The sequence below is a fragment of the Bacillus cereus group sp. MYBK5-2 genome, assembly GCF_051915685.1.
Taxonomy (GTDB): Bacteria; Bacillota; Bacilli; order Bacillales; family Bacillaceae_G; genus Bacillus_A; species Bacillus_A cereus.
The window spans coordinates 89,578-113,994 of sequence record NZ_JBQAFE010000006.1 but is presented as its reverse complement, the minus strand read 5'-3'; the positions used below and the strand labels follow the sequence as shown (position 1 = coordinate 113,994).

The window sequence follows — 24,417 nt, the reverse complement described above, 5'->3', positions numbered from 1 at the left end:
TGTAGTATGCGATGAAATGGAGGCAATATACCTTCTTTTAAATTAAGAATTTTCAGTTAATTTACATTATAATTTTAAATTATCATCTACAATAACTTTTTCTTTCAACCTCTTTACTTCTTTCTTCCCAAAATGTTAATCCTTCAATCCCCACATTTTTAGGATTAAATACTGGGTCTTTCCCTTCTTTTTTCTGCGTTTCATAGTCTTTTAACACTTTTAATGCGATTTTACTTAATAATAGAATCGCGATTAAGTTTAACCATGCCATACTACCGATTCCTAAATCTCCGAGATTCCATAAAAGCGACGCTGATTCAACACTACCGATGTAAACCATAATTAAAAATCCAAATTTTAAAACTGGTTTTAACCAGCCATACTTCAATTGACGATCTAAATAAGTAAGTGTCGTTTCAGCAATATAATAATAAGCGAGTAACGTTGTAAATGCAAAAAAGAAAATTGCAATTGAAATAAATATTGGACCAAGCCCTGTCATCACAGTTTCAACTGCTTGTTGCGTATAAATTGGACCTGCTTCCACATTTCCTATGTTTTTTACAATAGCGCTTTTCCCTTCAGGTATAACATTATACATACCTGTAATTAATATCATAAGAGCTGTCGCTGTACATACGACAATTGTATCAATATATACGGAAAACGCTTGAACTAATCCTTGTTTTGCAGGATGCGATACTTCAGCAGCAGCCGAACTATACGTTGCTTCTCCGACACCAGCAACGTTTGAAAATACAGCGCGTTTTACACCCCATGCAATAGCTGCACCAACAATTCCACCAAACATTTCATTTACACCAAATGCGCTAGAGAAAATTAAAGCAAACATACTTGGAATCTCCGTTACATTCGCAATTAATATGATACATGTAACAATTACATAACCAATTGCCATAAATGGAACAAGCATTTGAGAAACGCCAGCAATTCTCTTTACACCACCAAAAATAATTGCTGCTAGTAACACGACTAAAAATATACCAGTTATATATTTGTTAATACCATTAGAGTTTTCGAATCCAACTGCGATACTACTAGATTGAATACCTGGTAATAACATGCCATATGAAAGTGTTACAACTACCGCTACAATGACTGCAAACCATTTCATTTTTAAACCTTTCTCAATGAAATATGGAGTACCGCCGCGATATTCATTCCCTACTTTACTTTTGTATACTTGAGATAATGTTGATTCAACAAACGCACTCGCTGCCCCTAACAAAGCCATTACCCACATCCAAAATACAGCTCCAGGCCCGCCGAAAGCAATTGCTGTCGCTACCCCTGCAATATTACCAATTCCAACTCTTCCTGATAAGGCTAAACAAAATGCCTGAAAAGATGATATCCCCGTCTCTGAACTCTTTCCTTCAAATAATAGTTTAATCATCTCTTTAAAATAACGAATTTGCAAAAAGCGTGTTGCAATCGTGAAATATACGCCTGCCCCTAATGCAAAAACAACTAAACCGATACTCCACACTTGCCCTACTAACCATTCTACTAAATTCTCCATCCAAATCCCCCTTATCATTTTTTTTAAAAGCAATTTTGTATATAAGAAAACGGACAACTATTATCAAACTTTCTAGTTGTCCGCATCTTTCATTATTTCATCCCTCAATTTTTGTCAGTAAAACGCCCTATTACTTTATATTTACCCAAACACTTTTCACTTCTGTATAATTGTCAAGCGCATATGAACCTAATTCGCGGCCAATACCAGATTGTTTGTATCCACCAAATGGTGCAGCTGCATTTTCTAAGTTATAATCATTAATCCACACTGTTCCTGCTTTTAATTTATTTGCCACTTGATGACCCGTTTTGATATTTTGCGTCCATACACCCGCAGCAAGGCCATAGGATGAGTTGTTCGCTCGTTCAATTACTTCTTCTGTCGAATCAAATGGAAGTACAACAACAACTGGTCCAAATATTTCTTCCTTAACGATTGTCATATCGTCTGTAACATCTGTGAATACAGTTGGTTTAACGAAATAACCTTTTTCAAGCGCACGTTCGCCACCAGCCGCAACTGTAGCACCTTCTTTCTTCCCTTGCTCAATGTAATGTAACACACGCTCTTGTTGTTTCTTAGATACGAGTGGACCCATTTCCGTTCCTTTCTCCATACCTGCTCCAAGTTTTACGGTGTTCGCCATTTTCACAAGTGCATCTACTACAGTTTCATAATGTTTACGATGAACAAACACACGTGATCCTGCGCTACAATTTTGACCGTGATTATACATAATACCTTGGAATGCACCATTAATTGCTTCTTCCAAGTCCGCATCTTCTAAAATGATATTTGGTGATTTTCCGCCAAGCTCTAACGTTACATGCTTAATCATTTCTGCAGACTGACGCATAATATACTTTCCAGTAACAGTAGATCCTGTAAAAGCAACTTTATCAATGTCATGGTGATTTACAATTGCCGTCCCTGCTTCAGGACCAAATCCTGGTACAAAGTTTACAACACCGTTTGGAAATCCAGCCTCTTTAAAGAGTTTCGCTGTATACAGTAAAGATAAAGGCGTTTGCTCTGCTGGCTTTAATACGATCGTACAACCTGTCGCCAGTGCAGCTCCCATTTTCCAAGAAGACATAACGAGCGGAAAATTCCACGGAATAATCTGACCTACAACACCTACAGGTTCATGTCTCGTGTAATTTAAGTAATCTTTTGAAATTGGTATGGTTTGCCCAATGATTTTTGTAGCCCATCCTGCGTAATAACGATAATTTTCTACAGTCGCTGAAATATCATCATCAAGTGCTACTTGATATGGCTTTCCATTATCTAAAGCTTCTAGTTGCGCTAATTCTTCTCTATGTTCTTCAATTAAATCTGCTAATTTATAAATAAGATGCGCTCTTTCAGCAGTAGTCATTTCTGCCCACGGACCAGATTCAAATGCAGATCTTGCCGCTTTTACTGCAGCATCAATATCCTCTTCTTGCGCTTCACATACGACAGCTAGAACATCTTCTGTAGCTGGATTATACGTTTCAAACGTCTTTCCCCCAATAGCAGCAACAAATTCGCCATTAATAAACATTTTAATTTCTTCATTTAAAAACGCTTCCACTTTTGGTTTCAGCTCAATATTTGTCTTTAACATTATGTTCTCCTCCTTATTTAAACAGCTACATGAGCTGCAATATTTGATAAAATCGTTTGAAGCTTTTGATCTTCGTCAACAGTTAATCCTAGTCTTGGATAGCGAGAAGGTCCTCCCGCTTGCCCATGTAATTCCATGGAACGTTTAACGATTTGAACATATTTCCCTGATCCTTCAAGAAACTCGCAAAGTGGTAAAATAGCATCGTTTATTTCCCACGCCTTTTCTAATTCACCATTTTGAAAATGCTCATACATTTTTGTAACGAGACCGGGAACGATATTTCCTGCTACTGAAACCCATCCCGAGGCACCAACTAAATATGATTCCATAACTAAATCTTCAGAACCACAGAAGACTTGGAAAGCCCCTTCACTTTGTCTTACTAAATCTCTTGCTTTTCGAATATCTCCGCTAGATTCTTTAATATGTGTAACATTTTCACACTCTTTTCCAATACGGAGCATTAGCTCTGTACTCATATCAACACCAGAAGTAAATGGATTATTGTATAACATAATTGGTATATTTACAGAGTTTGAGATTTCTTTAAAATGAAAATAAATCTCCTCTTCCTTCGGTTTACAATAGTAAGAGTTTATAATTAATGCACAATCCGCTCCGTGCGCTTCTGCATGTTTCGTATATTCAATTGTTTCTTTCGTCGTCTCTGCTGCAGTTCCAACAATGACTGGAATACGACCATCAATTTCTTTCAACACGGTTTCTACCATTTTAAATCGTTCTTCTTTTGATAAACTTACAAATTCTCCTGTACTTCCATTAATGATGATACCTGCAACGTTTTGTTCGATAAAGTAATTTACATTTTGCTTTACCCCATCCCAATTAATTTCCTGAAATTCATCCATCGGTGTTATTAATACTGGAAATGCCCCTTTAATTTTTTGCATATTTATCTCTCCCTATCACATTTTATTTTAATAAGAAACCTGCCGGAAATGGATCCGTAGGGTCTAATAGAAACGTCTGCATCCCTGTAATAAATCCTCTACTTTCAAAACGGAAAATGTATCCTAGTTCCTCCTTCTTCACTTTTTCCACAATTATAAAACTATTAAATATACTTTCATTTTTAAAAGGTTGATCCGCCATATAATCATTTTTAAATAATGCATGAACATAAGAAACAATAGAAGAAACAAACCCCGGTGAACGGACAATAAAGTTATCTTCATGAAATGTAATCGATTTTATATGATTCTTTTCTTTTTGCGAAGGATCTACTAAAATAAGCCTTTTTATTAGCGACTGTTTTTGTATAGTCTGTAGTGTAGCTTCTCCCCATCTTTTCAATTCTGAAATGTTTTCAACACGAATTTCTGGCGAATACGCACCTTTCTCTACAACTGCATATACTTTATCTGCTTGTATGAGAGAATAACTTACATTACCAACCTGTAAATTTTCCTCAATCATATAGCATAGTTTGCTTTCAAACGAAACCGATATAACTTCATCATTCTCTACATACGCATGAACTAAAAATATTCCAGATAACGTTTCAATTTTGTATTGATTGGACTCTCTCTTTTTTAAATACCCACTTTCGAGTAACATCGTTATTACTGCAACAATGCCTCCATAATGAAGCGGAACCGAACCTTCATGATTAAAAAATAATACAGCTGCATCCACTTCATTATGGATAGATGGAACGACAATACACCCATTCAAACCGATAAAACCACGTGGTTCATTTAATAAAAGCTTCATCTCTTCTGCTAATTCACCTGAAAATTGTTCATTTAATTGCTCCAAACTGTAGTAGTATTTGCATGGTGCGTCTTTCATTACACGAAATGCCTCGCCATTTACATGTACGTCTACTGCTGTATAAATTTTTTGAATGTTCATTTTATATCCTCCGTTTCATGTTCCATCGGCGGAATTAGCAAAAATCCTTCTTTAAGTGGATCCATTTCATTGTAAAAAAATCTATGCATACCCATAAGCCAAGCTGATCCCGTAATTTTCGTTATGACAGCTTCAATATTTTCAACATGTGTCGTATTCATGACATATCCTTTAAATAAAGAACCAACGATACTCTCATGAATGAACTCTTCACCAATTTCGATTTCTTTCTGAGCGTATAATACAGCTAGCTTCGCGGATGTTCCTGTACCGCATGGAGATCGATCTATTCCGCCTGGTGGTACAACAACTGTATTTTTCACATGCGCACATTCATGAGTAGGATCTGTATAAAATTCAACATGTGTTAATCCTCTTATAAACGAATACTCTGGATGAGTGATTTCAAACTTCTCATTAATTGTGTTTCTTATATGAATCGCCTTATCGATGATTGTAGATGCATTTTCTGGTACTAATTCTAGATCTACTGATTTCGCATCAATAATGGCATAAAAATTCCCTCCATACGCAATATCAGCCTCTATAGTCCCAATGTCTTTCACTTGTACAGTAATATTTTTCAATAAAAAAGCTGGTATGTTACAGAAAGATACCTCTTTTGCTTTTCCATCTTGAACAGCAATATCTACTTCAACTAAGCCAGCCGGTGTATCTAGTTTTAAAGAAGTAATCGGTTCAACTACCGGAATTAAACCTGATTCAACTAACGCTGTACATACACCGATTGTATCGTGACCACACATCGGTAAATATCCACCTGTCTCTATGTATATAACACCTATATCAGCCTCAGGATGACACGTGTCTGTTAATAATGCTCCTGACATTACATCATGACCACGCGGTTCATTCATTAACAATTTTCGAATCCAATCATACTCCTTTTTCATATGTAACATCTTCTCTGCCATCGTCTCTCCAATCAACTTTGGAAGTCCACTAATTAATGTCCTCGTTGGATTCCCACCTGTGTGTGTATCAATCGTCGTAAAGACTCTTTGTGACCTCATCTGTTTAACACCCTTTCTGTAAAACGACTCAAACGAAGTGGTTCAATAGGAATAATTGTCTCTTTTTCATTTAATAACTCTTCAATTACTTTTCCAGTAACTGCTGCAAGACTAATCCCATCACCTTCATGTCCAGCGGCAATGAAATAATTCGGAATATGTTCCACTCGTGAAATAATCGGTAAATGATCTTCTGTCCACGGACGTAAACCAGCGTAAGAACGAATTACCATCATATCTGCCATTTTCGGATAAAAGCGAATCGCTCTATTTGCGATACATTTAATGACTTCATTGTTTATTCTCGTATGAAACCCTACAAATTCACGACTACTTCCAATTAAGAAATTTTGACTTTCAGTAGGCTCAAATACGAGCGCAACCCCGTATTTTTCAGTTAAAGCATCTACTTTTCGTTTTCCGCCAAATTTAGAAATTAAATAACCGAATTCCATTACTTTACGGCATCCTACGTGTTGTTGCCTTGAAGCTACAATAATATGCCCTTTTCTCGGTTCAATTGGTATATTTATATTTAACATCTGACCAATCTTAGGAGCCCACACACCGGCTGCATTTACAACTTGTTGTGCTGTAAAAGTTCCATTCGTAGTTTCTACAACAAATGAACCATTCGTCTCTATTTTCATACTCTTTACTTCGGTCTGCTTAAAAGCTTTTGCGCCAAACTTTTGTGCCTCTGACAGAAGCGAGAAAGCAAGGAGATATGGATTCACAGTTGAATCCGTCGCACATTCTAAACCGCCTAATAAATCATCAGCAAAAAAAGGCGACTCTTCTCTTATATCTTGCCTATCAAGCATTCGAAACGGTAATCCAGCTTCTTTTTGCCGATCTACCCATTGTTGCGCAGCCTCCATCTCTTCGTCTGACTCACATACGAGAATACTTCCTGGTGCCCTATATTCAAATGAATGCTCTAATTCTTCACTTAAATCAGTTACTAATTTTTGACTTACTAAAGACATTTGACTATCAAATCCTGGGTCTTTATCAATGGCCAAAATATTCCCATCACACCGTGAAGACGTCCCGCTGACAAATTCCCCTTTTTCAATGATTGTTACGTCTCTTCCGTATTTTGAAGTGTAATAAGCGATAGAACACCCTATTATTCCACCACCTATAATTAAAACGTCGCAGTGCCTCACAATATACTCCTCCTTTCCTAGCCCTCTCACTTTCTTTTTATGCAATTGACGTGCCAATTCTGTACATATACAATTTTTATAAATAATATTTTTATTTGTAAAAATATTTTAAATTTATAGTGAATAGGTGTATTATTTTTTTATCACTGTCAAAATTTTTATACATAACAGGAGGACATTATGGAATTTTCATTTCCGACTATACAAGAATTTTTGGAAAGCGCTTTAATCAATCATACATGTAGCCTTGGTCGCATTAAGAAAATAAACGAAAGGTTTTATTATCTCCCTTCTACTACAGAAGAATATAATTGCGCAATTATTTATGTAGATGACTCATTCACTGCATTAATTGACGCTTTTTCTTATGAATTAGCTGTTATCATCCTTAACGAAAACGATGAGCCGCTATGCTGTATAACTTCTCAGCAAATGATTCCATTTCTTTATAAGTCCTACAATGAACTACAGTCATTTTATGACACTGTAATACAAACAACTGACTCTTCTGTTACAGTCATTGATAGTAAAGAATACGTTCGAACTTGGACAGATGGCGCTGAAAAAATATTTTCAGTCAACCATAATGAGATTATTGGGCAACCGATTACTCGTTTTTTTGATTATAAAGACTTGGAAATTTTACAATCTTTACATGATGGAAAAAGCATAGTCGCTCAGTTCCATCAGCCTCGTCCCGATTTATTCGTATTAATTAATTCAAATCCAGTTTATTGTAATGATGAAATTATAGGTGCAGTCGTTTCAGAAACAGATGTTACAAATCAAGTCGCTTTAAATGAAAAACTATTTAATATGTCACATGAAATGCACCGTTTAGAACAAGAAGTGGCAAAGTATAAAGATGAATCCGATCCATTCCTTGCGATGAATGGGAAAAGTCCTGTTATACAAAGAACGATACAATTAGCTAGAAAAGTTTGTTCGGTAAAATCAACTGTTTTAATACTTGGGGAAAGTGGAGTTGGAAAAGAAGTATTTGCGAAAGCAATTCATGAAGCAAGTGAGGCAGCGAAGGCGCCTTTCATTTCGATTAACTGCGGGGCAATTCCAGAAGCGTTATTTGAAAGTGAATTATTCGGTTACGAGCGTGGGGCGTTTTCTGGAGCAAATAGTAAAGGAAAAAAAGGTAAAATTGAACTCGCGCAAGGCGGTACTTTATTTCTTGATGAAATAGGTGAAATGCCACTTGATATGCAAGTAAAACTGTTACGTGTACTGCAAGAGCGAAAGTATTACCGAGTTGGTGGTGAAAAAGAAATTAATATTGATTTCCGTATTATCGCTGCTACAAATCGTGATTTACAAGAAGAAATGAGAAAAGGAACTTTCCGAGAAGATTTATATTACCGCTTAAATGTAGTTAGTTTGCAGATTCCACCGCTGCGCGAAAGACGCGAGGATATTATTGAATTAACCTATTCTTTCTTAAACGATTTTTCAATCAACTACAACAGACCAATTCGTGACCTACCTTCAAGCATTATGCATGAACTGCTTCATTACAATTGGCCAGGTAATATTCGCGAACTTCGAAACGTTGTTGAACGGCTTGTGGTATTCGCAACAGACGGAATTATAAAACAAGAATATTTACCATTTCATACGACTGAAACTTTAGAAAACCATACAGCTCATTCCCTATTACTCAGCAACAATAATACAATCCTTTCTTTACAAGAAGAGATGGATGAGCATGAGAAAAAAGTTATTGAAAGGGCTTTAAGAATTTTAAATGGGAATAAATTAGAATGCGCAAAACAACTTGGTGTAACAAGGGCTACTTTATATAACCGTTTAAAGAAACTTGGACTTCAATAAAGAATCAGTATGCACCGATCAGGCGTTTACAGGTAGCTCTCTCTCCCTCCTCTATATTGGCATGATTTTTGCATATATAATTTGTGAAAATCGAACTAGAGGAGGAATACACGTGACAAATAAAAACAACTTAATCGTTTGTCGTTGTGAAGAGGTTACATATGGGCAACTTCAATCGACAATTGCTGAATATAACTGCTCGGCAAGAGAATTAAAATTAAGAACACGTGCTGGCATGGGATTTTGCGGTGGTCGCACATGCAGAATAATGATAGATCGAATGATTGAAAATGTGAATCTTGACGTAACTCTTAATGAACTACCGTTAAAATATCAACCACCAATACGTGCAGTTACTTTTGGATCAGTAGGTGAAAGTAAATGAATAGAATTACACATCACCCTATTTTAGGTACTTTACAAAGTAGTGAGCGTATTACCTTTCAATTTAACGGTCATCAATACGAAGCATATGAACATGAAACGATAGCTGCTGCCCTGTTAGCAAATGGAATAAGGACATTAAGAGTTCATGAAGATAGCGGAACACCGCGAGGTATTTATTGTAATATCGGGCACTGTTCCGAATGCCGCGTGACAGTAAATAATCAAACAAATGTACGCGCATGCTTAACTGTTGTAGAAGAAAACATGGTTGTTGAAAGCGGGAAACAGCATCCGAATATCGTGAGAGAGATGGTGAAAAAGCGATGAGTGATGTAATTATTATAGGTGCAGGGCCAGCGGGATTATCTGCTTCTATCTCTTGTGCTCGTTTCGGACTAAAAGTGCTCGTTATTGATGAATTTATGAAGCCGGGCGGGAGATTGTTAGGACAGTTGCATCAAGAGCCTACTGGAGAATGGTGGAACGGAATAGAAGAATCGAAGCGACTTCATGAAGAAGCAGAATCACTTTCAGTACATATCAGATGCGGTGTTTCGGTCTATAATTTAGATAAAGATGAAAACAATTGGTTTGTACATACTAATATCGGTACGTTAGAAGCACCTTTCGTACTACTTGCTACTGGAGCTGCGGAATATTCTATTCCCCTTCCTGGCTGGACACTTCCAGGAGTGATGTCAATTGGAGCAGCTCAAGTTATGACAAATGTTCATCGCGTGCAAGTTGGAAAAAAAGGAATTATTATTGGTGCTAACATTTTGTCTTTCGCCATTTTAAGTGAATTGCAATTAGCGGGAATTACAGTGGATCATATTGTACTCCCTGAGAAAAGCGAGTTAAGTCAAAAAGCTGGTGAACCTGAAGAAGTTTTAAACTCTCTTTTAAATGCAGCTCACCTCGCTCCTTCTGCTTTCTTGCGAATAGGTAGCCACTTTATGAAATTCGATTGGATTCGAAAAGCTGGATTAACATTCTATCCAAACAACGGAATGAAAATAAACGGAACGCCACTTCACCTTCGGAAAGCAGCTCTTGAAATTATCGGAACAGATCAAGTTGAAGGTGTACGTATTGCTAATATTGACTCTAAAGGAAATGTTATTAATGGAACAGAGAAAATATACGAAGCAGATTTTGTATGTATTGCCGGGGGATTATACCCACTTGCCGAACTTGCAGCTGTAGCTGGTTGTCCCTTCCATTACATTTCAGAATTAGGTGGACACGTTCCTCTCCATTCTGAAGCAATGGAAACCCCTCTTCCCGGTTTATTTGTAGCCGGCAATATTACAGGCATTGAAAGCGGAGAAATTGCGATGGCGCAAGGAACAGTTGCAGGTCTATCTATTGCTAAATATGCAAGTAAAAAACCTGATATAGTCGACCAACAATTATCTCACGCCATTCAAAACGTTCACTCTGTTCGTCAAAAAGCTACAATTCAGTTTAATCCTATGCTAGATATCGGTAGACGAAAAATGAATGAAATTTGGCGTGATTATTCTTCTACATATGCACATACTAAAAAGAGCTGTTGAGATTATTCTCAACAGCTCTTTTTTCTAGTCATCTGAGTTATTAAATTTCGCTAATGCGTAAATGCCTTCTTCATCATCTAATTCAAGTTGTAATCTCGCTGCGAATGGATTGACATTATATTCTCTGTCAAGCAATAAGCGTAAAGCTTCGATTAAGTTTGCTTGAATTAAAATTTGCTGGCGACCATTTACCTCTACTTCCGCAGAGAAACCGTAGTCGTCATCATACATGAGTTCAACTAATACTTCTTCTGGACCCACTTGTCTTTTTTCAGCGATATATATACAAAGCGCATTTATAAGCTCTTGTTCAGAAATTTTTATTGTTTCCATGCTACTTCATCTGCTTTCTTCTTACGTTGGTCTTTGAAGTATTTAAATGCACGAACTGCTAACATTACGATACCAGCCATTACTAACATATTTACCATAAACGCTAATACAGAACCAAGAGCTCCCATATTTGCAAATAAGCTACCCATTAGTAAACCACCAAGACCACCTAGTAATAAACCTTTCATAAAGCTTCCTTTATTACTTTTTGGTGCCGTGTTTGTTGCTTTCGTTTTTGAATCTGGAGTCGTTTTTTGAGAATTTACATTTGAGTCTTTTTTGTTTAAATCAACTTTTGACTTTTGACCTGAACTTGGTGTAAATGATTTTTTACCAGATTTGTAACTTTTCGCTGCTGCATGATCTACGAACATAAAGCTGCTAGCCCCAAAGATAACCATGAATGCTGTCATTACTGCTACAAGTTTTTTCAACATATTATATCCATTCTCCTTTTATATAGATATATGTGAAATCTATCTTTCTAGTAAATTCAGAATGATAGATTTGTTTTTAAGAACATTTTAAAGGTTCTTATGAACTTATTATATGAACTTTTGTCGAAATATGCAAGTATTATTTACTTTCAACAGTTTGGTCACAAAGGAAAAATTAAGCAAAACAGAATTGACTTTAAATGAAACAAAACATATTATAAGTTCATAAGAACTTTTTATTATTTTGGAGGTGAAAAGATGGAAACATTTCATCTCACACGAAACGAAATGGCTACCCTTCTTCTATCACTAAGAGGATGGAATACGAAAAAGCCTCTCGGTATTTTACAAGAAGCTTGGGCAAAGTCACATAAAAAAGATATTGAAAGCGGACAAAGCGTTACAGCTTTTATTACTACCGCACTTTCACCTATTTTTGAAAAGCTGATTAAAATTGACGATACTGATGTCGGTTTTTCTTTAAATGAAATAGTTGCGCTTGGCAATCAGATTGAAAACACAAGTTTCTCTGTAACTGCTATGCAAAACTGGGTGAAACGAGATATAAAAGAAATGATTGGCTCTCCTCAAAAGGGGAAAAAATATTCAATTGAACAAGCAGCCTTACTATTTATTGTCGAAGATTTAAAAACAGCACTTGATTTTGAATCCATTCGTAAGCTATTACGCCTTATTGTAAATGACCCAGCCGATCGAAGTGATGATTTAATCAATCCTGTTCATTTATATGTAGCATACTCTTCTCTATTTGAAGAACTCAATCAAGGGAATTGCTTACAATTAAATGCAACAGATACCGTTCATACAATTGAAAACATCGTAAAAGAAAAAGCTGATAAAATCGCAAGCAAGTTCGATCAAATTAATAACGAACAACGCGAAGCAATTCGTAACGCTATTATTATTGCGACCCTTTCTGTACATACCGCATATGTACAAATGTTAGCAAAACGTTACGTAACAGCAACTTTATTTTTACAGAACTTAGATGTGAAGCCTTAAAAAATAGGAGCAGAAATGCTTCTATTTTTTTATGAGAAATTTTTAATAATCTTTTCATTAACCCTTCATGAAAACGCGGCTTATATCTTTTACTATAATAATTATGAGAGACATAAAAGAATTGAAATAGCAATCCCCTATGTAAATAAGGTATAATCTACATATAGTGAACCTTTTACGTCATTAAATAAAAGGTTCTTATACTCAAAAATTCATAAACTAGAAGGTGCAACAATGTTAAGTAGTTTTATTCATTCAGTATTAACGTTTTTTGAAGAATTAGGTTATTGGGGCATTATGCTTGGACTTATGATTGAAATTATCCCAAGTGAAATTGTCCTTGCTTATGCAGGATACTTAGTATTCAATGGAAGTATCTCATTTATAGGCGCTGTTGTATTCGGTACAATTGGCGGTGTCATTGCTCAAATCTTTATTTATTGGCTGGGACGATACGGCGGACGCCCTATATTAGAACGTTACGGAAAATATATTTTCATACATAAAAAACAAATAGATGCTGCAGAAGATTGGTTTAATCGTTACGGAACTGGCGTCATTTTTACAGCACGCTTCATTCCAGTAGTGCGTCATGCGATTTCAATTCCTGCTGGTATTACAAAAATGCCATTACTACGTTTCACTACATTAACAGCACTTGCGATTATCCCTTGGTCTATTATTTTCATTTATTTAGGTGAAAAACTAGGTGAAAATTGGGAGAATATAAATGATATTGCTGGTCCGTATGTGAAATCATTCGCAATTGGTGGCGTCGTACTTATACTTTTATATTTCGTTATAAAAAAATGGACAAAAAAGCGTAAAAATCTCGCTTAAGAATATAATAAAAACCGCTATAAATTCATTCGGAATTATAGCGGTTTTTTATTTATATATGAATTAATCTTCAGGAATTATATAACACCTTTCCATCTACATTTACATGGATAAGCAACCATTTAATCATTTCTTTCGTATATTATCTCAAAAAGGAGTGATTCCCCTATGCATTGGCAGCAAAAAATACCGTACTTAATCGGACGCCCTATCGGCATTTCCTTCATAAATGGGCAAGGAACTTCTGGTGTATTATGTTCAGCGCATGATGGTCAATTATATGTGTATGAATACCTTTACCAAGCTCAGTTTGCAATGAAACATTATGATTATAGACAAATTCAAGATATACATGCATTCCCAAATTGCCCTCACCAAAATCCTCTATACTAAAAAAAATCGGAACGGCTCATAGCCATTCCGATTTCTATACTTTATTTCTCAGAATAAAATTTCTGCACTGCTTCATCAAAATAAATCCAACCTTTCCAGCCCAAATGAATCGTATCTTTTAAGAAATACTTATCATATTCATGACCAGAGAAATCAATTACTGGATATCCTGCTTTCTCAACCTGTTCTCGAACTTTTTTATAATACACTTCACGGCGTTCTTTCGGGAAGCCAGTATAATCATACCAAGGCCCATTTACAGGTACAGAAATAAAGAGTGGTTTGACATTTTTCTCTTTAAATAACTCTAAAATAATTTGTAAATCATCGTATTCTGGTGATTCATCATATGTTTCATTTGCTCTAAAGTTTTTTAAACCTTTTAGTTTTTTCTTCAGATTATTCTTATGATAATACGGATTTTCAATTCCGAATGTATTTGTAGTAGATTCAGCTTTCCCTTCTTGTTCTGCGTGTTTACGTGCGTCTTCCCAAGAAATTGAACGAAGTCCGATATTTGTTTTCTCTTTCATCGGTTCGATTTTAAATAAAGAGTTAAATAAATCTCTATGATCTAAAATATTTCGATGCATATAAGCAAGTGGTTTAACTAACCCTGCTTTTATGTTATGTTTCGAATCATTATATACAATACCTTCTAATGAATTTTTTAATATATCATCTTCTTGAACAACTTTATAATCTAATAGCCGTTTCGCGATTTGCTTCTTCATTTCTGGATTTATCTTATCATTAAAAATAAAATGATATGCTTGTTGTTTGGAGAAATTATTAGTGAAATCCCCTTGTGATACACCAGTCTTTGTAAACCATTGTGGTGAAAGAACAAAGGCTACTTTTTTACCTTCTAATTCATCCATAGTAGATGTCATATTTAAAATATGAGCTAAACTTTGTGTACCACCAGTTCCAATTAAAAACGGTGTAAAACCAGCTGGGTTTACTTTGAAATAATTAGACGGATGATATGCATCCATTCGTAAAAATTCTGATGAACCGTACATCGGTAAATACTGTGAATTCTCTAACATTTTTTGCTGTAAGAAAACACTTTGTAATTTCTCTTTTTGTAAAGAAGTTGCCGCATCTTCTACCTTCTTATCACTAATAAGCGATACTAAACTTTTCGATGGGATTAGAATGATAATGAAAAAAAGCACACACGCTAAAATTATAGGACCAAAAGCATGCTTCATTTTCATCTTCTGTCCCTCTTTCTATCGTTATTAAATTGTAACCCTTGTTTTTGACACGTCATCTTTTCTCTCCTTTTTCTCTATACATGTTCCATTCTATTTATCTATTATATACATGTATGTATTTCCTTACTGTTCTATTAAGTCCTATATAAATAGCACAAGAAAATGTTTCCATAGAAACACGTTAATTATACAAGATTCTACATAAATTTCACACTGGAATTTCATATGTTTTTTTATTTTTTAACAATAAAAAAACATATGAAATGTCTAGAATTCTTCGGATGATGTATGAAGTTCAAAATATGATAATAAACGCCCGCTATGATTAACTTCATGAGTATATATAAACCCGAGCTTTCGTAAAAGTTTTTTCGAGCTCTCATTTGCTACTTTAACTCTAGCAATTATTCTTATTACATTCAAAGTCTCTATTGCATATTTAATGGAAGCCTCTGCTGCTTCTAATGCATACCCATTCCTCCAATGTTCTGGGTCAAGGAGATACATAATTTCTATTGCACCTGTTTCATCTACCTTTCTTAAACCACAATGTCCTAAAAGCTTTCCTGTTTCACTATTAAATAACAACCATACCCCGAAGTCATACTGTTCCCAATGTAAGATAAGTTGCCCAATATAATCATTTGTTTCTTCCTTCGACATTCCTCTTGATTTAGCCAACCATTTGCCAACAGTATCTTTTTTTAATATGTTATAAAACTGATTAATATCTTCTACAATTGGTTTCCTCATAAATAATCTTTTTGTATAAATTACTTTCTCTTCTTCAAACATAGACATCATTTCCCCTCCAAATACTGTTTACAGACTAATAAATTATACCATGAACTATTTTTCTAACTTTAAATAAGAAAAACAGACTATCACATACATGAAGTCTGTTTCTCCATTCTTTTATTTTTGTACATCTGCCCATTTTAAACTTGTAGCTGGACCAAATTGATGTACATATAAATCTTTCACATATGGTTTTTGTAAGTAAGATAATCCGCGCTGGAATACCGGTGCAATTACTGCATCATCAAGTAGCATTTTTTCAGCTTCTTGCATTGCTTTCCAGCGAGCCTTTTCATCATTACCTAATTCTGTTTTAATCTTCTTAATTAACGCATCATATTCTGGGTTTGCATATTCTGTATTATTGACGCTACTTCCAGAAAGGAATACTTCTAAGTAAGTCATTGGATCTGGATAATCTGGTAACCAGCGTGATAACGACATTTCATATTCTTTCTTCTTCTCAAGTGCTAATTTTTGCGTATGTGGTTGTAATTTTACATTCACTTTTAATCCTGGTAAGTTTTTCTCAAGCTGCTCTTTAATGTACTCTCCAACTTTTTTAAAGTTTTCCAAGTCATAATTTAATAGTTCTAACGTCACTTCATTTGTACCTGTCTCTTGTTTTGCTTTCTCCCAATATTCCTTCGCCTGTTTTACATTTGTCTTATTAAACTCACCAGCCGTACTTCTAAAATCTTTCTTATCTGGGCCCTTTAAAAATCCTTTTGGTACGTAATAGTTTGCTGCAACCGATCCATCATTTAAAAATGAATCTGCGAGTCCCTTCTTATCAAAAACTGTACTTAGCGCAAGACGTGCATTTTTATTTTTAAGAATCGGTACATTTTCATTAAATCGGAAGAAGTACATAACTGGATCTGTATATTGTTTTAGCTCTTTATTATTTTTATATTTATCTACGAATTCTGTAGAAATAACAGCTCTATCAACTTTATCTGTTTCATATAAATTTACCGCAGTTGAAATTTCTTTTACAATTTGATAGTTTACTTCATCTAACTTCACTTCTTTTTTATCCCAATACTTATCGTTTTTCTTCATTGTAAAGCTAGCTTCATGCTTCCACTCTGATAATGTAAACGGTCCATTATATACCGCTTTATTTGCTTCTAATCCATATTTATCACCTTGCTCTTTCGCATATTTTTCGTTAATTGGATAGAAGGATGGTAAAATTAATAATTTCGTAAAATACGGTACAGGATGTTCTAGCTCTACGACGAATGTTTTATCATCCTTCGCTTTTACTCCTAATTCATCTAGACCTAGTTGTTTTTTATTTATCTTCTCAGCATTTTTTACATCGTACGCAATGTATGCATATTGAGAAGCAGTATCTGGATTTATCAATTGCTTCCAAGCGTATACGTAATCATGAGCGGTTACTGGCTCTCCGTTAGACCATTTCGCATCACGCAATTGGAATGTATATGTTTTTCCATCTTTACTCACTTCATATTTTTGTGCGCCGGCTTCAATTACTTCATCATTTTTCGATAGACGGAATAGTCCTTCCATTACGTTATTCAAAACGTTAAACGAGACTGCATCTGTTACTTTCCCTGAATTTAACGACGGAATTTCACCTGTTTCTAGTAACTGTAATACTTTCTTCTCATCTTTCGGCTTTGTTGCAGTTTTTTCTTTTGCGCAACCAACTAAAAATGAAGAAACTAATAGAGTACTAACTAATGAGTAACGAATAACTTTTTTCATTTAAAAACCCCCTTCTATTTTTAAGGTAAGTAACGACGAGCACCAGCGTATTCTTCTATATATCCTGGTGTATTTAGCGGTATAATCTCTACCGACCTTTCAGCTCTTGGTGAGTGAATCATATTGCCATCACCAATATACATTGCAACGTGATGGACACTACCTTTCCCTTGATCATGTGCAAAGAAAATTAAATCTCCTTTTTGTAGATTTTCTTTATCAACTGCAACCCCTGCTCTTGATTGCGGTCCAGAATCTCGCGGAATTGTAATGCCGTGCGATTTATAGATCGTATGTGTGAAGCCAGAGCAATCAAATCCAAAACCACTTGTACCAGCCCATATATACGGTAAGCCTAAAAACATTTTCCCTGTGTTAATTAAATCATCGGCCGCCGGAGTTGGAATATCAGTTTGAGATCGGTAAACTGTTCCATCATTTTTTCGTAGCCATGCTTTCTGACCACTTGGCAACAATACACGGTATGAAATTGTGTCTTCACTTAATAGCGGCAGTCTTGTATTATAACTGACTTCAAGTGATTTATGTTTTTCAGAAGGATTTATATATAAAATCGCTGTTGGTTTGGTTATTAAGACAAAAGGTTCATTTGTTTTATCTGCAAATTCTTGATTATATGTTAATTGTTTTTCAGGCATCCAGCCCGGATAACCTTCTTCATTTCGTGGTGTTGGCTGTCCATGCACTAATACCTTCACCCATTCGCCTTTCTTATCAATAACAGTTACTTCTTGACCGAGTAAAGCTTGTGTTTCTAATTTATTTGCATTTGTTAACCATAGTTTCTCGTCAAGTGTCATTGATTTCGTCCATTTCCATAGATCCACTGGATTTGTTGCACTCGGTGTATCGATTGGTCTTAATGAATCAGGTGCTGTCCATAACGTTGCAGCAGATACATCTATAAATGCTTTATTATCCTTCTTTTCTTCAGCATTTGCCGATGTAAACGATGAAAATATAAATAAAGTTGTTAAAAATGCAGTTCCTACTTTTTTCATATATATCCCCCTTAAAAGATAGTTTACTTGTCTCTTCTCCTAAGATTTACTATTCACTGTCGATTGAAGGTTTACCTTTGATCCAGAATAAGTCATTCCTTCTGGCTCTTCCATTAACCAAAGCGGTGCATCAAGATCAAAATAATGAATATTAGGATGCGCTGCCGCTAAATGCGCAACAGCACTAACGGAAAGTGAAGACTCCATCATGCTGCCCACCATACACTTCACACCAGCTGTTTCTGCGATATCAGCAATACGCCATGCTTCACGTATGCCACCACATTTCATTAATTTAATATTAATGAAGTCTGCATATCTTCCTTGAACGAGCTTTAATGCGTCACTTGCTGAAAATATACTTTCATCGGCCATAATTGGCGTTTGCACACGATCTTTGACGTACTTTAACCCATCCCAATCTTTCGCGTGTACTGGTTGTTCAATAAATTCTATATTTAAATTACGATTTTCCATCTCTTGAATGATAGAGACCGCTTCTTTTGGACTCCAACCTTGATTCGCATCTAAACGTAATGTCGTATTTCTTGGTACCACATTTCGAATTGCCTCAATACGTTCCAAATCTAAATGCGCCTCTTTACCCACTTTAATCTTTAATGTTTGAAATCCTTTTTCTATATGTTTCTTCGCTTCTTTTGCCATTAATACAGGCTCATCCACACTCACTGTAATATCGGTATGAATTTCTTTCTTCCCGCCTAACAATGCATATAACGGCACATTTTGATATTGGCAATATACATCATATAAAGCGATATCTACCGCTGCTTTCGCACTTGAATTTCCAATACAACTCATTTGAATGCGCTGTAGTAACTGCTGAAATTGAATGATATTTTGACCAATTAAACATGAACGCATCGGCCCTAAAATCGCTTCTTCCATTCCGCTGGTGAAATCCCCCGTAATAACTGGCGTTGCGGCTGCAGCCCCCTTACCAATCACTCCTTCGTCTGTATGAATATAAACATCTATACTTTCAATTTCGGTTACAGTACGAAGCGCGGTTTTAAACGGTGTATGCAGTTTTACACGTCTACGATTTACTTTTACATCTGTAATTTTCATTTTGTTCATCCTTTCGTTCTCCAATGAAGTGAAATTTTAATCCACCGGAGATTTATACCCACGGATTATTAGGTAAACCCATTGGGCATTTACTCTCCTATCTCTCTACTTTATTTTCGTTTGCTTTTGATGTAGGACGTTAATGTGAAATAAAAAAATCCAGCCATAAGAATGATTCTTACGGCTGGATTTTGTCTATGATTGAGTAGACAAAGCAGCAATCTGATTATATTTTTTCTGTGCATCTTTTAGCGCTACAAGTAACGCTTTTTGAGAAGAACCGAAATATCGGTTCTTTACTTCCATTACTAACGCTGGGTCATTTATATTTTTATGTAGAAATAAATATTTAACAAATTGAGATGTTAATGCAATTGTCGCTGAGCAGTCTGCATCTACAATTTCCCCTGTATCCTTAACAAGTATAAATGCTACGAAATAGCTTTTATACTTTTCAGTAATGGGATTATTTTGAGGTGCTTTCGCATCCCCTACGATATAAATTGTATTTGAAGCGTACACAGCTATCTTCCTTTCTTATACGAGGATAACGGGTTTCTTAATAGTCGTATGAGCGAGGAACTCAACGTTGATTAAAAAATGTATCCGCTTACCTTGTATTATAATATAATTGACAGAATTTTAACAACATTTATTTTAGTGCATATTCCATATTTATGAAAACAGCTTAAACTCTTCATTTTTACAATATGTGATTGTTCCTTGTACCATGACATTCATACATAAAAAACTGCACCTCCAATTGTTAGACGCTGCCTAACAATTGGAGGTGCAGTTCAATGGCTAACTGTTTTTTATTACTTTGGCATCACAAATATAGTTTCATTTGACTTAGAAAATTGATACTCTTTTCTCGCTAACTTCAAAATTTCTTCCTCATCGTCTGTTAAATTCTCTATGTTAGTCTTTAAAGAATCTTTATCTTTCTTTAAAGATACTAATTGCTTCTTTTGATCCGTAATCGTATCTTTCTTTTTATCAATTACTTCTTGTTGTTTCGTTAAAATATATTGAACGTACAGAGTAGTTGCTGCAATAAAAAGGACCATTAAAATAAGTCGCCTTAACTTCTTTTTATTTATCCTACGCTTGTCACTAGGTTGTGATAATTGCTCTGGTATATTAGGAACATTTACTCGTTTGAGTTTCCTCATTCAAATCCCCCTAACCCATATTTTTCACTACCATCGGCACGTTTTCTTACTAAATTAATTCTATTCTTATAAAATAAACTCCTTCACAAAAATATCCCATAAATTAACCAATTAAAGATAGCATTCGACGACATTTCCATATTTACACCGTTTTTTTTTATACATGCTGCTATAAAATAGTAGTTTCTGTAATTCTTTTTCTACTATTGTAGAAGAGTTTTTTCACACACAAAATTCCTTCCCCACATATCCATGTTATAACATGCTTACAAGGAGGGGGAATATGCATTACCGTACATTAGGTAAAACTGGAATAACTGTTTCTGAAATAGGTTTTGGCGCATGGGCAATCGGTGGGGATGAATGGGGACCTGTTAACGATAAACAATCTATAACCGCTATAAAAAAAGCAATTGAGTGTGGTGTGAATTTTATTGATACTGCGGATGTGTATGGTTTAGGACATAGTGAAAAGTTGGTGGCTACCGCGATTAAAGGACATCGTAATGATATTATCCTATCAACGAAAGGTGGTTTAATCGGACATCACTACGACCCTAATGGAGTTCCTGTATATGATACTCCCGAAAAAATCATCGCCGTATTCGAAACAAGTTTACAACGTCTTCAAACAGATTATATTGATCTTTATTTTTGTCATATTTGGTGGCATAATCGTAGGGAAACAGAAGCATTTCTACGTGCATTTGACATATTAAAACGTGATGGCAAAGTAAGAGCAGTCGGTGTTTCGACTCATGATTTACAATACATTCGTCATTTCAATAACAACAACGAAATTGATATCGTACAGCTTGATTACAATATATTAAATCGAAAACCAGAAAAAGATATATTACCATTTTTACAAGAGAAAAATTTAGGAGCTGTTATTCGTGGTCCATTAAAAATGGGCATTTTAACTGGAAAATTCTCAAATAAAACAATTTTTCCGGATGGAGATTTACGCAAAGATTGGCCAAATGAAACTTGGTTTCAAGAAGACTTACAAACTGTAGAGAAACTTCGGTTGCTCTCAAATAAAAATCAGACCTTAGGGCAACTTGCACTTCGCTATGTACTCTCTCATCCGGCAGTAAGTGTTGTAATTCCTGGTGCCAAAACAGGAATACAAGCACAAGAAAATGCAAATGCATCTGTTCGCCCTATGTTGAGTGATGAAGAGCTTAACTATATTCATTCAATATAAAAAGCCCAATCCGGGCTTTTTAATTTGGGAAACTAATATCATACTCCATTCGCTTCGCTGTGTCCTCCGCAACATGCACACCTAACAAGTTTTTCACAATATGAAATGCCATATTAATTCCAGCTGAAATTCCGGCAGATGTTATAATATGTCCTTCATCTACAAACTTTACATTTTCTATAACTTCAACATTTTGAAACTCATTTTTAAACTTTTCAATACTAGCCCAATGTGTTGTTGCTTTTAAACCTTCTAGTAAACCTGCTTTCGCCAGTAATAGCGCTCCTGTACAAACTGAAGTCATCAGCCTTACTTCTTTCATTTGTTGGCGAATCCATTTTATTACTATTTCATTTTTTATTTCATATTTTCTAGCACCTAGCCCGCCCGGAATTATTAAAATATCCACTGGTGGTAAATTTTCAATACTATAATCTGACTGTACCTTCAATCCATTCCTTGCTGTAATCATTTCCCCATTCTCGCTAACTGTATAAACAGTAAATGGTTTTTCTCCATTCACCTCAGTTACAGAAAAAACTTCAAATGGCCCTGCAAAGTCTAACACTTCTACTTCATTAAATAAAAATATACCAACACTCCATTTATTCATCATAAGTTCACTTCCTGTTTCAAATGATGTAAAAGGTGATCATATCCTTTTTCTAATGCAATATCATACGCTGTTTTCCCATCACTTTTCTTAATCATCTTATTAGCTCCATTTTTAAGGAGCAACATAATTATTTCCTCATTTCCTAATAATGCTGCTTCGTGGAGTCCTGTCCAGCCACCACTTTGCATAATATTTACATCTGATCCTTTTTCAATTAAGAAAGCGACAAGTTCACTTTGCTTGTTCGCAATTGCCGCTTGCAAAGGCGTATTTTCATTTTCGTTTTTCGCTCTACTATGTATATCTGCACCGCTTTCTAAAAGAAAACTCGCTATTTCTTTCTGTCCAAAATAAGCTGCTAAATGAAGTGTTGTCCAGCCATCTTCACTACATTCGTTAACAACACTTGGACTCGCCTTTATAAACTTTACTACTTTTTCCTTATTACCACTTATCACAGCTTGTGCTATTGATTGTAAATACTCCATAATAATCTCCCATCCTTCAAAATATTTAAGCATCTCCTTCTACATGTTCTATTCATTATTACATTTTCCTTTTAAAATCTTAAGTTTACATAACAATATTATATACCACTTCTTTTGTGCTTAATGCTGAATAGCAATAATGTTAAAAATACTGCCTTTAAACAATGAAGACCATGATTTCATTAGAGTTACTGAAAAAGCAAGCAAAAAACTATACACATAGTTTTCATCATATTTGTTCAGTTGCATGAAATAAAACAGGTAATGTCTATTACTGCTATTCATGCTTTCGACGCATCAAATAATATTATTCCAATAAAAAAACAATCCCTTTTTAGAATGGATTGTTTTTTTGTTTCTTTTTTATACTGTTTATTTTATTTTTGTATTTTCAGTGATGAAATAATTACATTTACAAAAATGAAACACTACTATCTTAGCCCCTCTTATAGTGAGTTTTTCGTTTGAAAACAAAAATACACTTTCACCTTACGATTGAAAAAAACATATGTAAAAGTCTCTAAAACAGCTGCCTTATCATACTAATCTATAGCAATTCTGTCTTCTTCCCTTACCTGTTTCCTTTAACACATACGATTTTAAAACTAGTGCGGTTAATGAATCTGTTAATGTTTTATATGATAAATTTGATAATGCCAATAGATCGTTCGTATATAACATTCTATGCTTCTCTAATAATAATAGTACTAATCGTTCAGACGGTTTTAATGCCTCGTCACTTTCTAGTATAAAGTCTATATTTTTCATTTCTCTAATTATTACTCCTTATATAAAAAAATACTTTAGACGCTTATTTAATATAAAAATAATACATAACAAAATTATAGATATATTAAAATAGCGTCCTTTAAAAACACTATTATACTATAACATAGAAGTAGTGTTTCCCCAAATAGGAAATACTTTTTATATCGCTTATAAGATTCTTGCAAACCTACATAATATTTTGTACCATTAGCCGCCAAGTTTTCTTCTA

26 protein-coding genes are annotated in these 24,417 nt (G+C 34.9%); 8 read left to right on the top strand and 18 right to left on the bottom strand.

Going from position 1 to position 24,417, the window contains the following annotated elements; genetic code table 11:
* Positions 1 to 82 precede the first annotated feature (82 nt).
* The 6 genes from ACTFP3_RS20270 to ACTFP3_RS20245 all read right to left on the bottom strand — a co-directional run bounded on the left by ACTFP3_RS20270 (position 83) and on the right by ACTFP3_RS20245 (position 7,242).
* Complete coding sequence (locus tag ACTFP3_RS20270; protein ID WP_370512802.1) at positions 83 to 1,543, bottom strand: alanine/glycine:cation symporter family protein; 1,461 nt, start codon at positions 1,541 to 1,543, stop codon at positions 83 to 85.
* Between the two features lie 130 nt (positions 1,544 to 1,673).
* Complete coding sequence (locus ACTFP3_RS20265) at positions 1,674 to 3,158, bottom strand: aldehyde dehydrogenase family protein (protein ID WP_326036472.1); 1,485 nt, start codon at positions 3,156 to 3,158, stop codon at positions 1,674 to 1,676.
* 17 nt (positions 3,159 to 3,175) lie between these two features.
* Positions 3,176 to 4,072, bottom strand: a complete 897-nt coding sequence (gene dapA / locus ACTFP3_RS20260) for a 4-hydroxy-tetrahydrodipicolinate synthase (protein WP_326036471.1) — start codon at positions 4,070 to 4,072, stop codon at positions 3,176 to 3,178.
* Positions 4,073 to 4,094: 22 nt separating this feature from the next.
* Complete coding sequence (locus tag ACTFP3_RS20255; RefSeq protein ID WP_326036470.1) at positions 4,095 to 5,036, bottom strand: proline racemase family protein; 942 nt, start codon at positions 5,034 to 5,036, stop codon at positions 4,095 to 4,097.
* On the bottom strand, positions 5,033 to 6,070 hold the full coding sequence (locus ACTFP3_RS20250; protein WP_326036469.1) for a proline racemase family protein: 1,038 nt from the start codon (positions 6,068 to 6,070) through the stop codon (positions 5,033 to 5,035). The genes ACTFP3_RS20255 and ACTFP3_RS20250 overlap by 4 nt, the downstream gene beginning before the upstream one ends.
* Positions 6,067 to 7,242, bottom strand: a complete 1,176-nt coding sequence (locus tag ACTFP3_RS20245) for an FAD-dependent oxidoreductase (protein WP_326036468.1) — start codon at positions 7,240 to 7,242, stop codon at positions 6,067 to 6,069. The genes ACTFP3_RS20250 and ACTFP3_RS20245 overlap by 4 nt, the downstream gene beginning before the upstream one ends.
* A gap of 180 nt (positions 7,243 to 7,422) precedes the next feature.
* Between ACTFP3_RS20245 and ACTFP3_RS20240 the strand changes: the two genes are divergently transcribed.
* The 4 genes from ACTFP3_RS20240 to ACTFP3_RS20225 all read left to right on the top strand — a co-directional run bounded on the left by ACTFP3_RS20240 (position 7,423) and on the right by ACTFP3_RS20225 (position 11,030).
* On the top strand, positions 7,423 to 9,084 hold the full coding sequence (locus ACTFP3_RS20240) for a sigma 54-interacting transcriptional regulator (protein ID WP_326036467.1): 1,662 nt from the start codon (positions 7,423 to 7,425) through the stop codon (positions 9,082 to 9,084).
* A 112-nt stretch (positions 9,085 to 9,196) separates the two neighbouring features.
* The gene (locus ACTFP3_RS20235; protein WP_113303591.1) at positions 9,197 to 9,469 is read left to right on the top strand and encodes a (2Fe-2S)-binding protein; all 273 of its coding nucleotides are present in this window, start codon (positions 9,197 to 9,199) and stop codon (positions 9,467 to 9,469) included.
* Positions 9,466 to 9,798 carry a (2Fe-2S)-binding protein gene (locus tag ACTFP3_RS20230; RefSeq protein WP_113303592.1) on the top strand — a complete coding sequence of 111 codons (333 nt, stop codon included), beginning with the start codon at positions 9,466 to 9,468 and terminating at the stop codon, positions 9,796 to 9,798. The genes ACTFP3_RS20235 and ACTFP3_RS20230 overlap by 4 nt, the downstream gene beginning before the upstream one ends.
* Positions 9,795 to 11,030, top strand: coding sequence for an NAD(P)/FAD-dependent oxidoreductase (locus ACTFP3_RS20225; RefSeq protein ID WP_440011066.1), 1,236 nt, complete (start codon positions 9,795 to 9,797; stop codon positions 11,028 to 11,030). Before ACTFP3_RS20230 ends, ACTFP3_RS20225 begins: the two co-directional genes overlap by 4 nt.
* A 24-nt stretch (positions 11,031 to 11,054) precedes the next feature.
* Here the strand turns inward: ACTFP3_RS20225 and ACTFP3_RS20220 are convergent, their stop codons facing one another.
* Together ACTFP3_RS20220 and ACTFP3_RS20215 are read right to left on the bottom strand one after the other, a co-directional pair.
* Positions 11,055 to 11,363 carry a YxcD family protein gene (locus ACTFP3_RS20220; RefSeq protein ID WP_000447746.1) on the bottom strand — a complete coding sequence of 103 codons (309 nt, stop codon included), beginning with the start codon at positions 11,361 to 11,363 and terminating at the stop codon, positions 11,055 to 11,057.
* Positions 11,351 to 11,800, bottom strand: a complete 450-nt coding sequence (locus ACTFP3_RS20215) for a hypothetical protein (protein WP_000914478.1) — start codon at positions 11,798 to 11,800, stop codon at positions 11,351 to 11,353. Before ACTFP3_RS20215 ends, ACTFP3_RS20220 begins: the two co-directional genes overlap by 13 nt.
* A gap of 258 nt (positions 11,801 to 12,058) precedes the next feature.
* On the opposite strand from ACTFP3_RS20215, the gene ACTFP3_RS20210 reads away from it, so the two are divergent.
* The 3 genes from ACTFP3_RS20210 to ACTFP3_RS20200 all read left to right on the top strand — a co-directional run bounded on the left by ACTFP3_RS20210 (position 12,059) and on the right by ACTFP3_RS20200 (position 14,056).
* The gene (locus ACTFP3_RS20210) at positions 12,059 to 12,823 is read left to right on the top strand and encodes a DUF1836 domain-containing protein (RefSeq protein WP_000447231.1); all 765 of its coding nucleotides are present in this window, start codon (positions 12,059 to 12,061) and stop codon (positions 12,821 to 12,823) included.
* A gap of 234 nt (positions 12,824 to 13,057) precedes the next feature.
* A complete protein-coding gene (locus tag ACTFP3_RS20205) occupies positions 13,058 to 13,663 on the top strand; it encodes a DedA family protein (protein ID WP_205170923.1) in 606 nt (201 codons plus the stop codon).
* Between the two features lie 168 nt (positions 13,664 to 13,831).
* The gene (locus ACTFP3_RS20200; protein ID WP_000558689.1) at positions 13,832 to 14,056 is read left to right on the top strand and encodes a hypothetical protein; all 225 of its coding nucleotides are present in this window, start codon (positions 13,832 to 13,834) and stop codon (positions 14,054 to 14,056) included.
* 41 nt (positions 14,057 to 14,097) lie between these two features.
* Here the strand turns inward: ACTFP3_RS20200 and dltD are convergent, their stop codons facing one another.
* From dltD to ACTFP3_RS20165, 7 genes are all read right to left on the bottom strand, one after another.
* Positions 14,098 to 15,279 carry a D-alanyl-lipoteichoic acid biosynthesis protein DltD gene (gene dltD, locus ACTFP3_RS20195; RefSeq protein ID WP_440011063.1) on the bottom strand — a complete coding sequence of 394 codons (1,182 nt, stop codon included), beginning with the start codon at positions 15,277 to 15,279 and terminating at the stop codon, positions 14,098 to 14,100.
* A 267-nt stretch (positions 15,280 to 15,546) separates the two neighbouring features.
* Complete coding sequence (locus ACTFP3_RS20190; protein WP_000061616.1) at positions 15,547 to 16,080, bottom strand: GNAT family N-acetyltransferase; 534 nt, start codon at positions 16,078 to 16,080, stop codon at positions 15,547 to 15,549.
* A gap of 114 nt (positions 16,081 to 16,194) precedes the next feature.
* The gene (locus ACTFP3_RS20185; RefSeq protein ID WP_063225500.1) at positions 16,195 to 17,817 is read right to left on the bottom strand and encodes a peptide ABC transporter substrate-binding protein; all 1,623 of its coding nucleotides are present in this window, start codon (positions 17,815 to 17,817) and stop codon (positions 16,195 to 16,197) included.
* Between the two features lie 20 nt (positions 17,818 to 17,837).
* On the bottom strand, positions 17,838 to 18,839 hold the full coding sequence (locus ACTFP3_RS20180; RefSeq protein WP_000755419.1) for a C40 family peptidase: 1,002 nt from the start codon (positions 18,837 to 18,839) through the stop codon (positions 17,838 to 17,840).
* Between the two features lie 39 nt (positions 18,840 to 18,878).
* Entirely contained in the window at positions 18,879 to 19,940 is a 1,062-nt protein-coding gene (locus ACTFP3_RS20175; protein ID WP_001038463.1) for a dipeptide epimerase, read from the bottom strand.
* A gap of 186 nt (positions 19,941 to 20,126) precedes the next feature.
* Complete coding sequence (locus tag ACTFP3_RS20170; RefSeq protein ID WP_000271318.1) at positions 20,127 to 20,453, bottom strand: DUF3870 domain-containing protein; 327 nt, start codon at positions 20,451 to 20,453, stop codon at positions 20,127 to 20,129.
* 296 nt (positions 20,454 to 20,749) lie between these two features.
* Positions 20,750 to 21,106, bottom strand: coding sequence for an FtsB family cell division protein (locus ACTFP3_RS20165; protein ID WP_001228727.1), 357 nt, complete (start codon positions 21,104 to 21,106; stop codon positions 20,750 to 20,752).
* 283 nt (positions 21,107 to 21,389) lie between these two features.
* Between ACTFP3_RS20165 and ACTFP3_RS20160 the strand changes: the two genes are divergently transcribed.
* Positions 21,390 to 22,316 (top strand): aldo/keto reductase, encoded by a 927-nt coding sequence (locus tag ACTFP3_RS20160; protein WP_440011061.1) that lies wholly within the window; start codon positions 21,390 to 21,392, stop codon positions 22,314 to 22,316.
* Positions 22,317 to 22,335: 19 nt separating this feature from the next.
* On the opposite strand, the gene ACTFP3_RS20155 is transcribed toward ACTFP3_RS20160, so the two are convergent.
* The 3 genes from ACTFP3_RS20155 to ACTFP3_RS20145 all read right to left on the bottom strand — a co-directional run bounded on the left by ACTFP3_RS20155 (position 22,336) and on the right by ACTFP3_RS20145 (position 24,188).
* Complete coding sequence (locus tag ACTFP3_RS20155) at positions 22,336 to 22,932, bottom strand: DJ-1/PfpI family protein (protein WP_440011060.1); 597 nt, start codon at positions 22,930 to 22,932, stop codon at positions 22,336 to 22,338.
* The gene (locus ACTFP3_RS20150; RefSeq protein ID WP_440011185.1) at positions 22,929 to 23,420 is read right to left on the bottom strand and encodes an ankyrin repeat domain-containing protein; all 492 of its coding nucleotides are present in this window, start codon (positions 23,418 to 23,420) and stop codon (positions 22,929 to 22,931) included. The genes ACTFP3_RS20155 and ACTFP3_RS20150 overlap by 4 nt, the downstream gene beginning before the upstream one ends.
* A 537-nt stretch (positions 23,421 to 23,957) precedes the next feature.
* Positions 23,958 to 24,188, bottom strand: a complete 231-nt coding sequence (locus ACTFP3_RS20145; protein WP_000789031.1) for a hypothetical protein — start codon at positions 24,186 to 24,188, stop codon at positions 23,958 to 23,960.
* Between the last annotated feature and the right edge of the window lie 229 nt (positions 24,189 to 24,417).

What these genes read in the sequence shown, in the direction of transcription:
- ACTFP3_RS20185 (WP_063225500.1), bottom strand. Translation starts at nt 17,817, where the DNA reads ATGAAAAAAGTTATTCGTTACTCATTAGTTAGTACTCTATTAGTTTCT.
- ACTFP3_RS20240 (WP_326036467.1), top strand. Translation starts at nt 7,423, where the DNA reads ATGGAATTTTCATTTCCGACTATACAAGAATTTTTGGAAAGCGCTTTA.
- ACTFP3_RS20150 (WP_440011185.1), bottom strand. Translation starts at nt 23,420, where the DNA reads ATGGAGTATTTACAATCAATAGCACAAGCTGTGATAAGTGGTAATAAG.
- ACTFP3_RS20230 (WP_113303592.1), top strand. Translation starts at nt 9,466, where the DNA reads ATGAATAGAATTACACATCACCCTATTTTAGGTACTTTACAAAGTAGT.
- ACTFP3_RS20155 (WP_440011060.1), bottom strand. Translation starts at nt 22,932, where the DNA reads ATGATGAATAAATGGAGTGTTGGTATATTTTTATTTAATGAAGTAGAA.
- ACTFP3_RS20270 (WP_370512802.1), bottom strand. Translation starts at nt 1,543, where the DNA reads ATGGAGAATTTAGTAGAATGGTTAGTAGGGCAAGTGTGGAGTATCGGT.
- ACTFP3_RS20180 (WP_000755419.1), bottom strand. Translation starts at nt 18,839, where the DNA reads ATGAAAAAAGTAGGAACTGCATTTTTAACAACTTTATTTATATTTTCA.
- ACTFP3_RS20215 (WP_000914478.1), bottom strand. Translation starts at nt 11,800, where the DNA reads ATGTTGAAAAAACTTGTAGCAGTAATGACAGCATTCATGGTTATCTTT.
- ACTFP3_RS20160 (WP_440011061.1), top strand. Translation starts at nt 21,390, where the DNA reads ATGCATTACCGTACATTAGGTAAAACTGGAATAACTGTTTCTGAAATA.
- ACTFP3_RS20220 (WP_000447746.1), bottom strand. Translation starts at nt 11,363, where the DNA reads ATGGAAACAATAAAAATTTCTGAACAAGAGCTTATAAATGCGCTTTGT.
- ACTFP3_RS20145 (WP_000789031.1), bottom strand. Translation starts at nt 24,188, where the DNA reads ATGAAAAATATAGACTTTATACTAGAAAGTGACGAGGCATTAAAACCG.
- dltD (WP_440011063.1), bottom strand. Translation starts at nt 15,279, where the DNA reads ATGAAAATGAAGCATGCTTTTGGTCCTATAATTTTAGCGTGTGTGCTT.
- ACTFP3_RS20250 (WP_326036469.1), bottom strand. Translation starts at nt 6,070, where the DNA reads ATGAGGTCACAAAGAGTCTTTACGACGATTGATACACACACAGGTGGG.
- ACTFP3_RS20175 (WP_001038463.1), bottom strand. Translation starts at nt 19,940, where the DNA reads ATGAACAAAATGAAAATTACAGATGTAAAAGTAAATCGTAGACGTGTA.
- ACTFP3_RS20225 (WP_440011066.1), top strand. Translation starts at nt 9,795, where the DNA reads ATGAGTGATGTAATTATTATAGGTGCAGGGCCAGCGGGATTATCTGCT.
- ACTFP3_RS20265 (WP_326036472.1), bottom strand. Translation starts at nt 3,158, where the DNA reads ATGTTAAAGACAAATATTGAGCTGAAACCAAAAGTGGAAGCGTTTTTA.
- ACTFP3_RS20205 (WP_205170923.1), top strand. Translation starts at nt 13,058, where the DNA reads ATGTTAAGTAGTTTTATTCATTCAGTATTAACGTTTTTTGAAGAATTA.
- dapA (WP_326036471.1), bottom strand. Translation starts at nt 4,072, where the DNA reads ATGCAAAAAATTAAAGGGGCATTTCCAGTATTAATAACACCGATGGAT.
- ACTFP3_RS20190 (WP_000061616.1), bottom strand. Translation starts at nt 16,080, where the DNA reads ATGTCTATGTTTGAAGAAGAGAAAGTAATTTATACAAAAAGATTATTT.
- ACTFP3_RS20255 (WP_326036470.1), bottom strand. Translation starts at nt 5,036, where the DNA reads ATGAACATTCAAAAAATTTATACAGCAGTAGACGTACATGTAAATGGC.
- ACTFP3_RS20210 (WP_000447231.1), top strand. Translation starts at nt 12,059, where the DNA reads ATGGAAACATTTCATCTCACACGAAACGAAATGGCTACCCTTCTTCTA.
- ACTFP3_RS20165 (WP_001228727.1), bottom strand. Translation starts at nt 21,106, where the DNA reads ATGAGGAAACTCAAACGAGTAAATGTTCCTAATATACCAGAGCAATTA.
- ACTFP3_RS20200 (WP_000558689.1), top strand. Translation starts at nt 13,832, where the DNA reads ATGCATTGGCAGCAAAAAATACCGTACTTAATCGGACGCCCTATCGGC.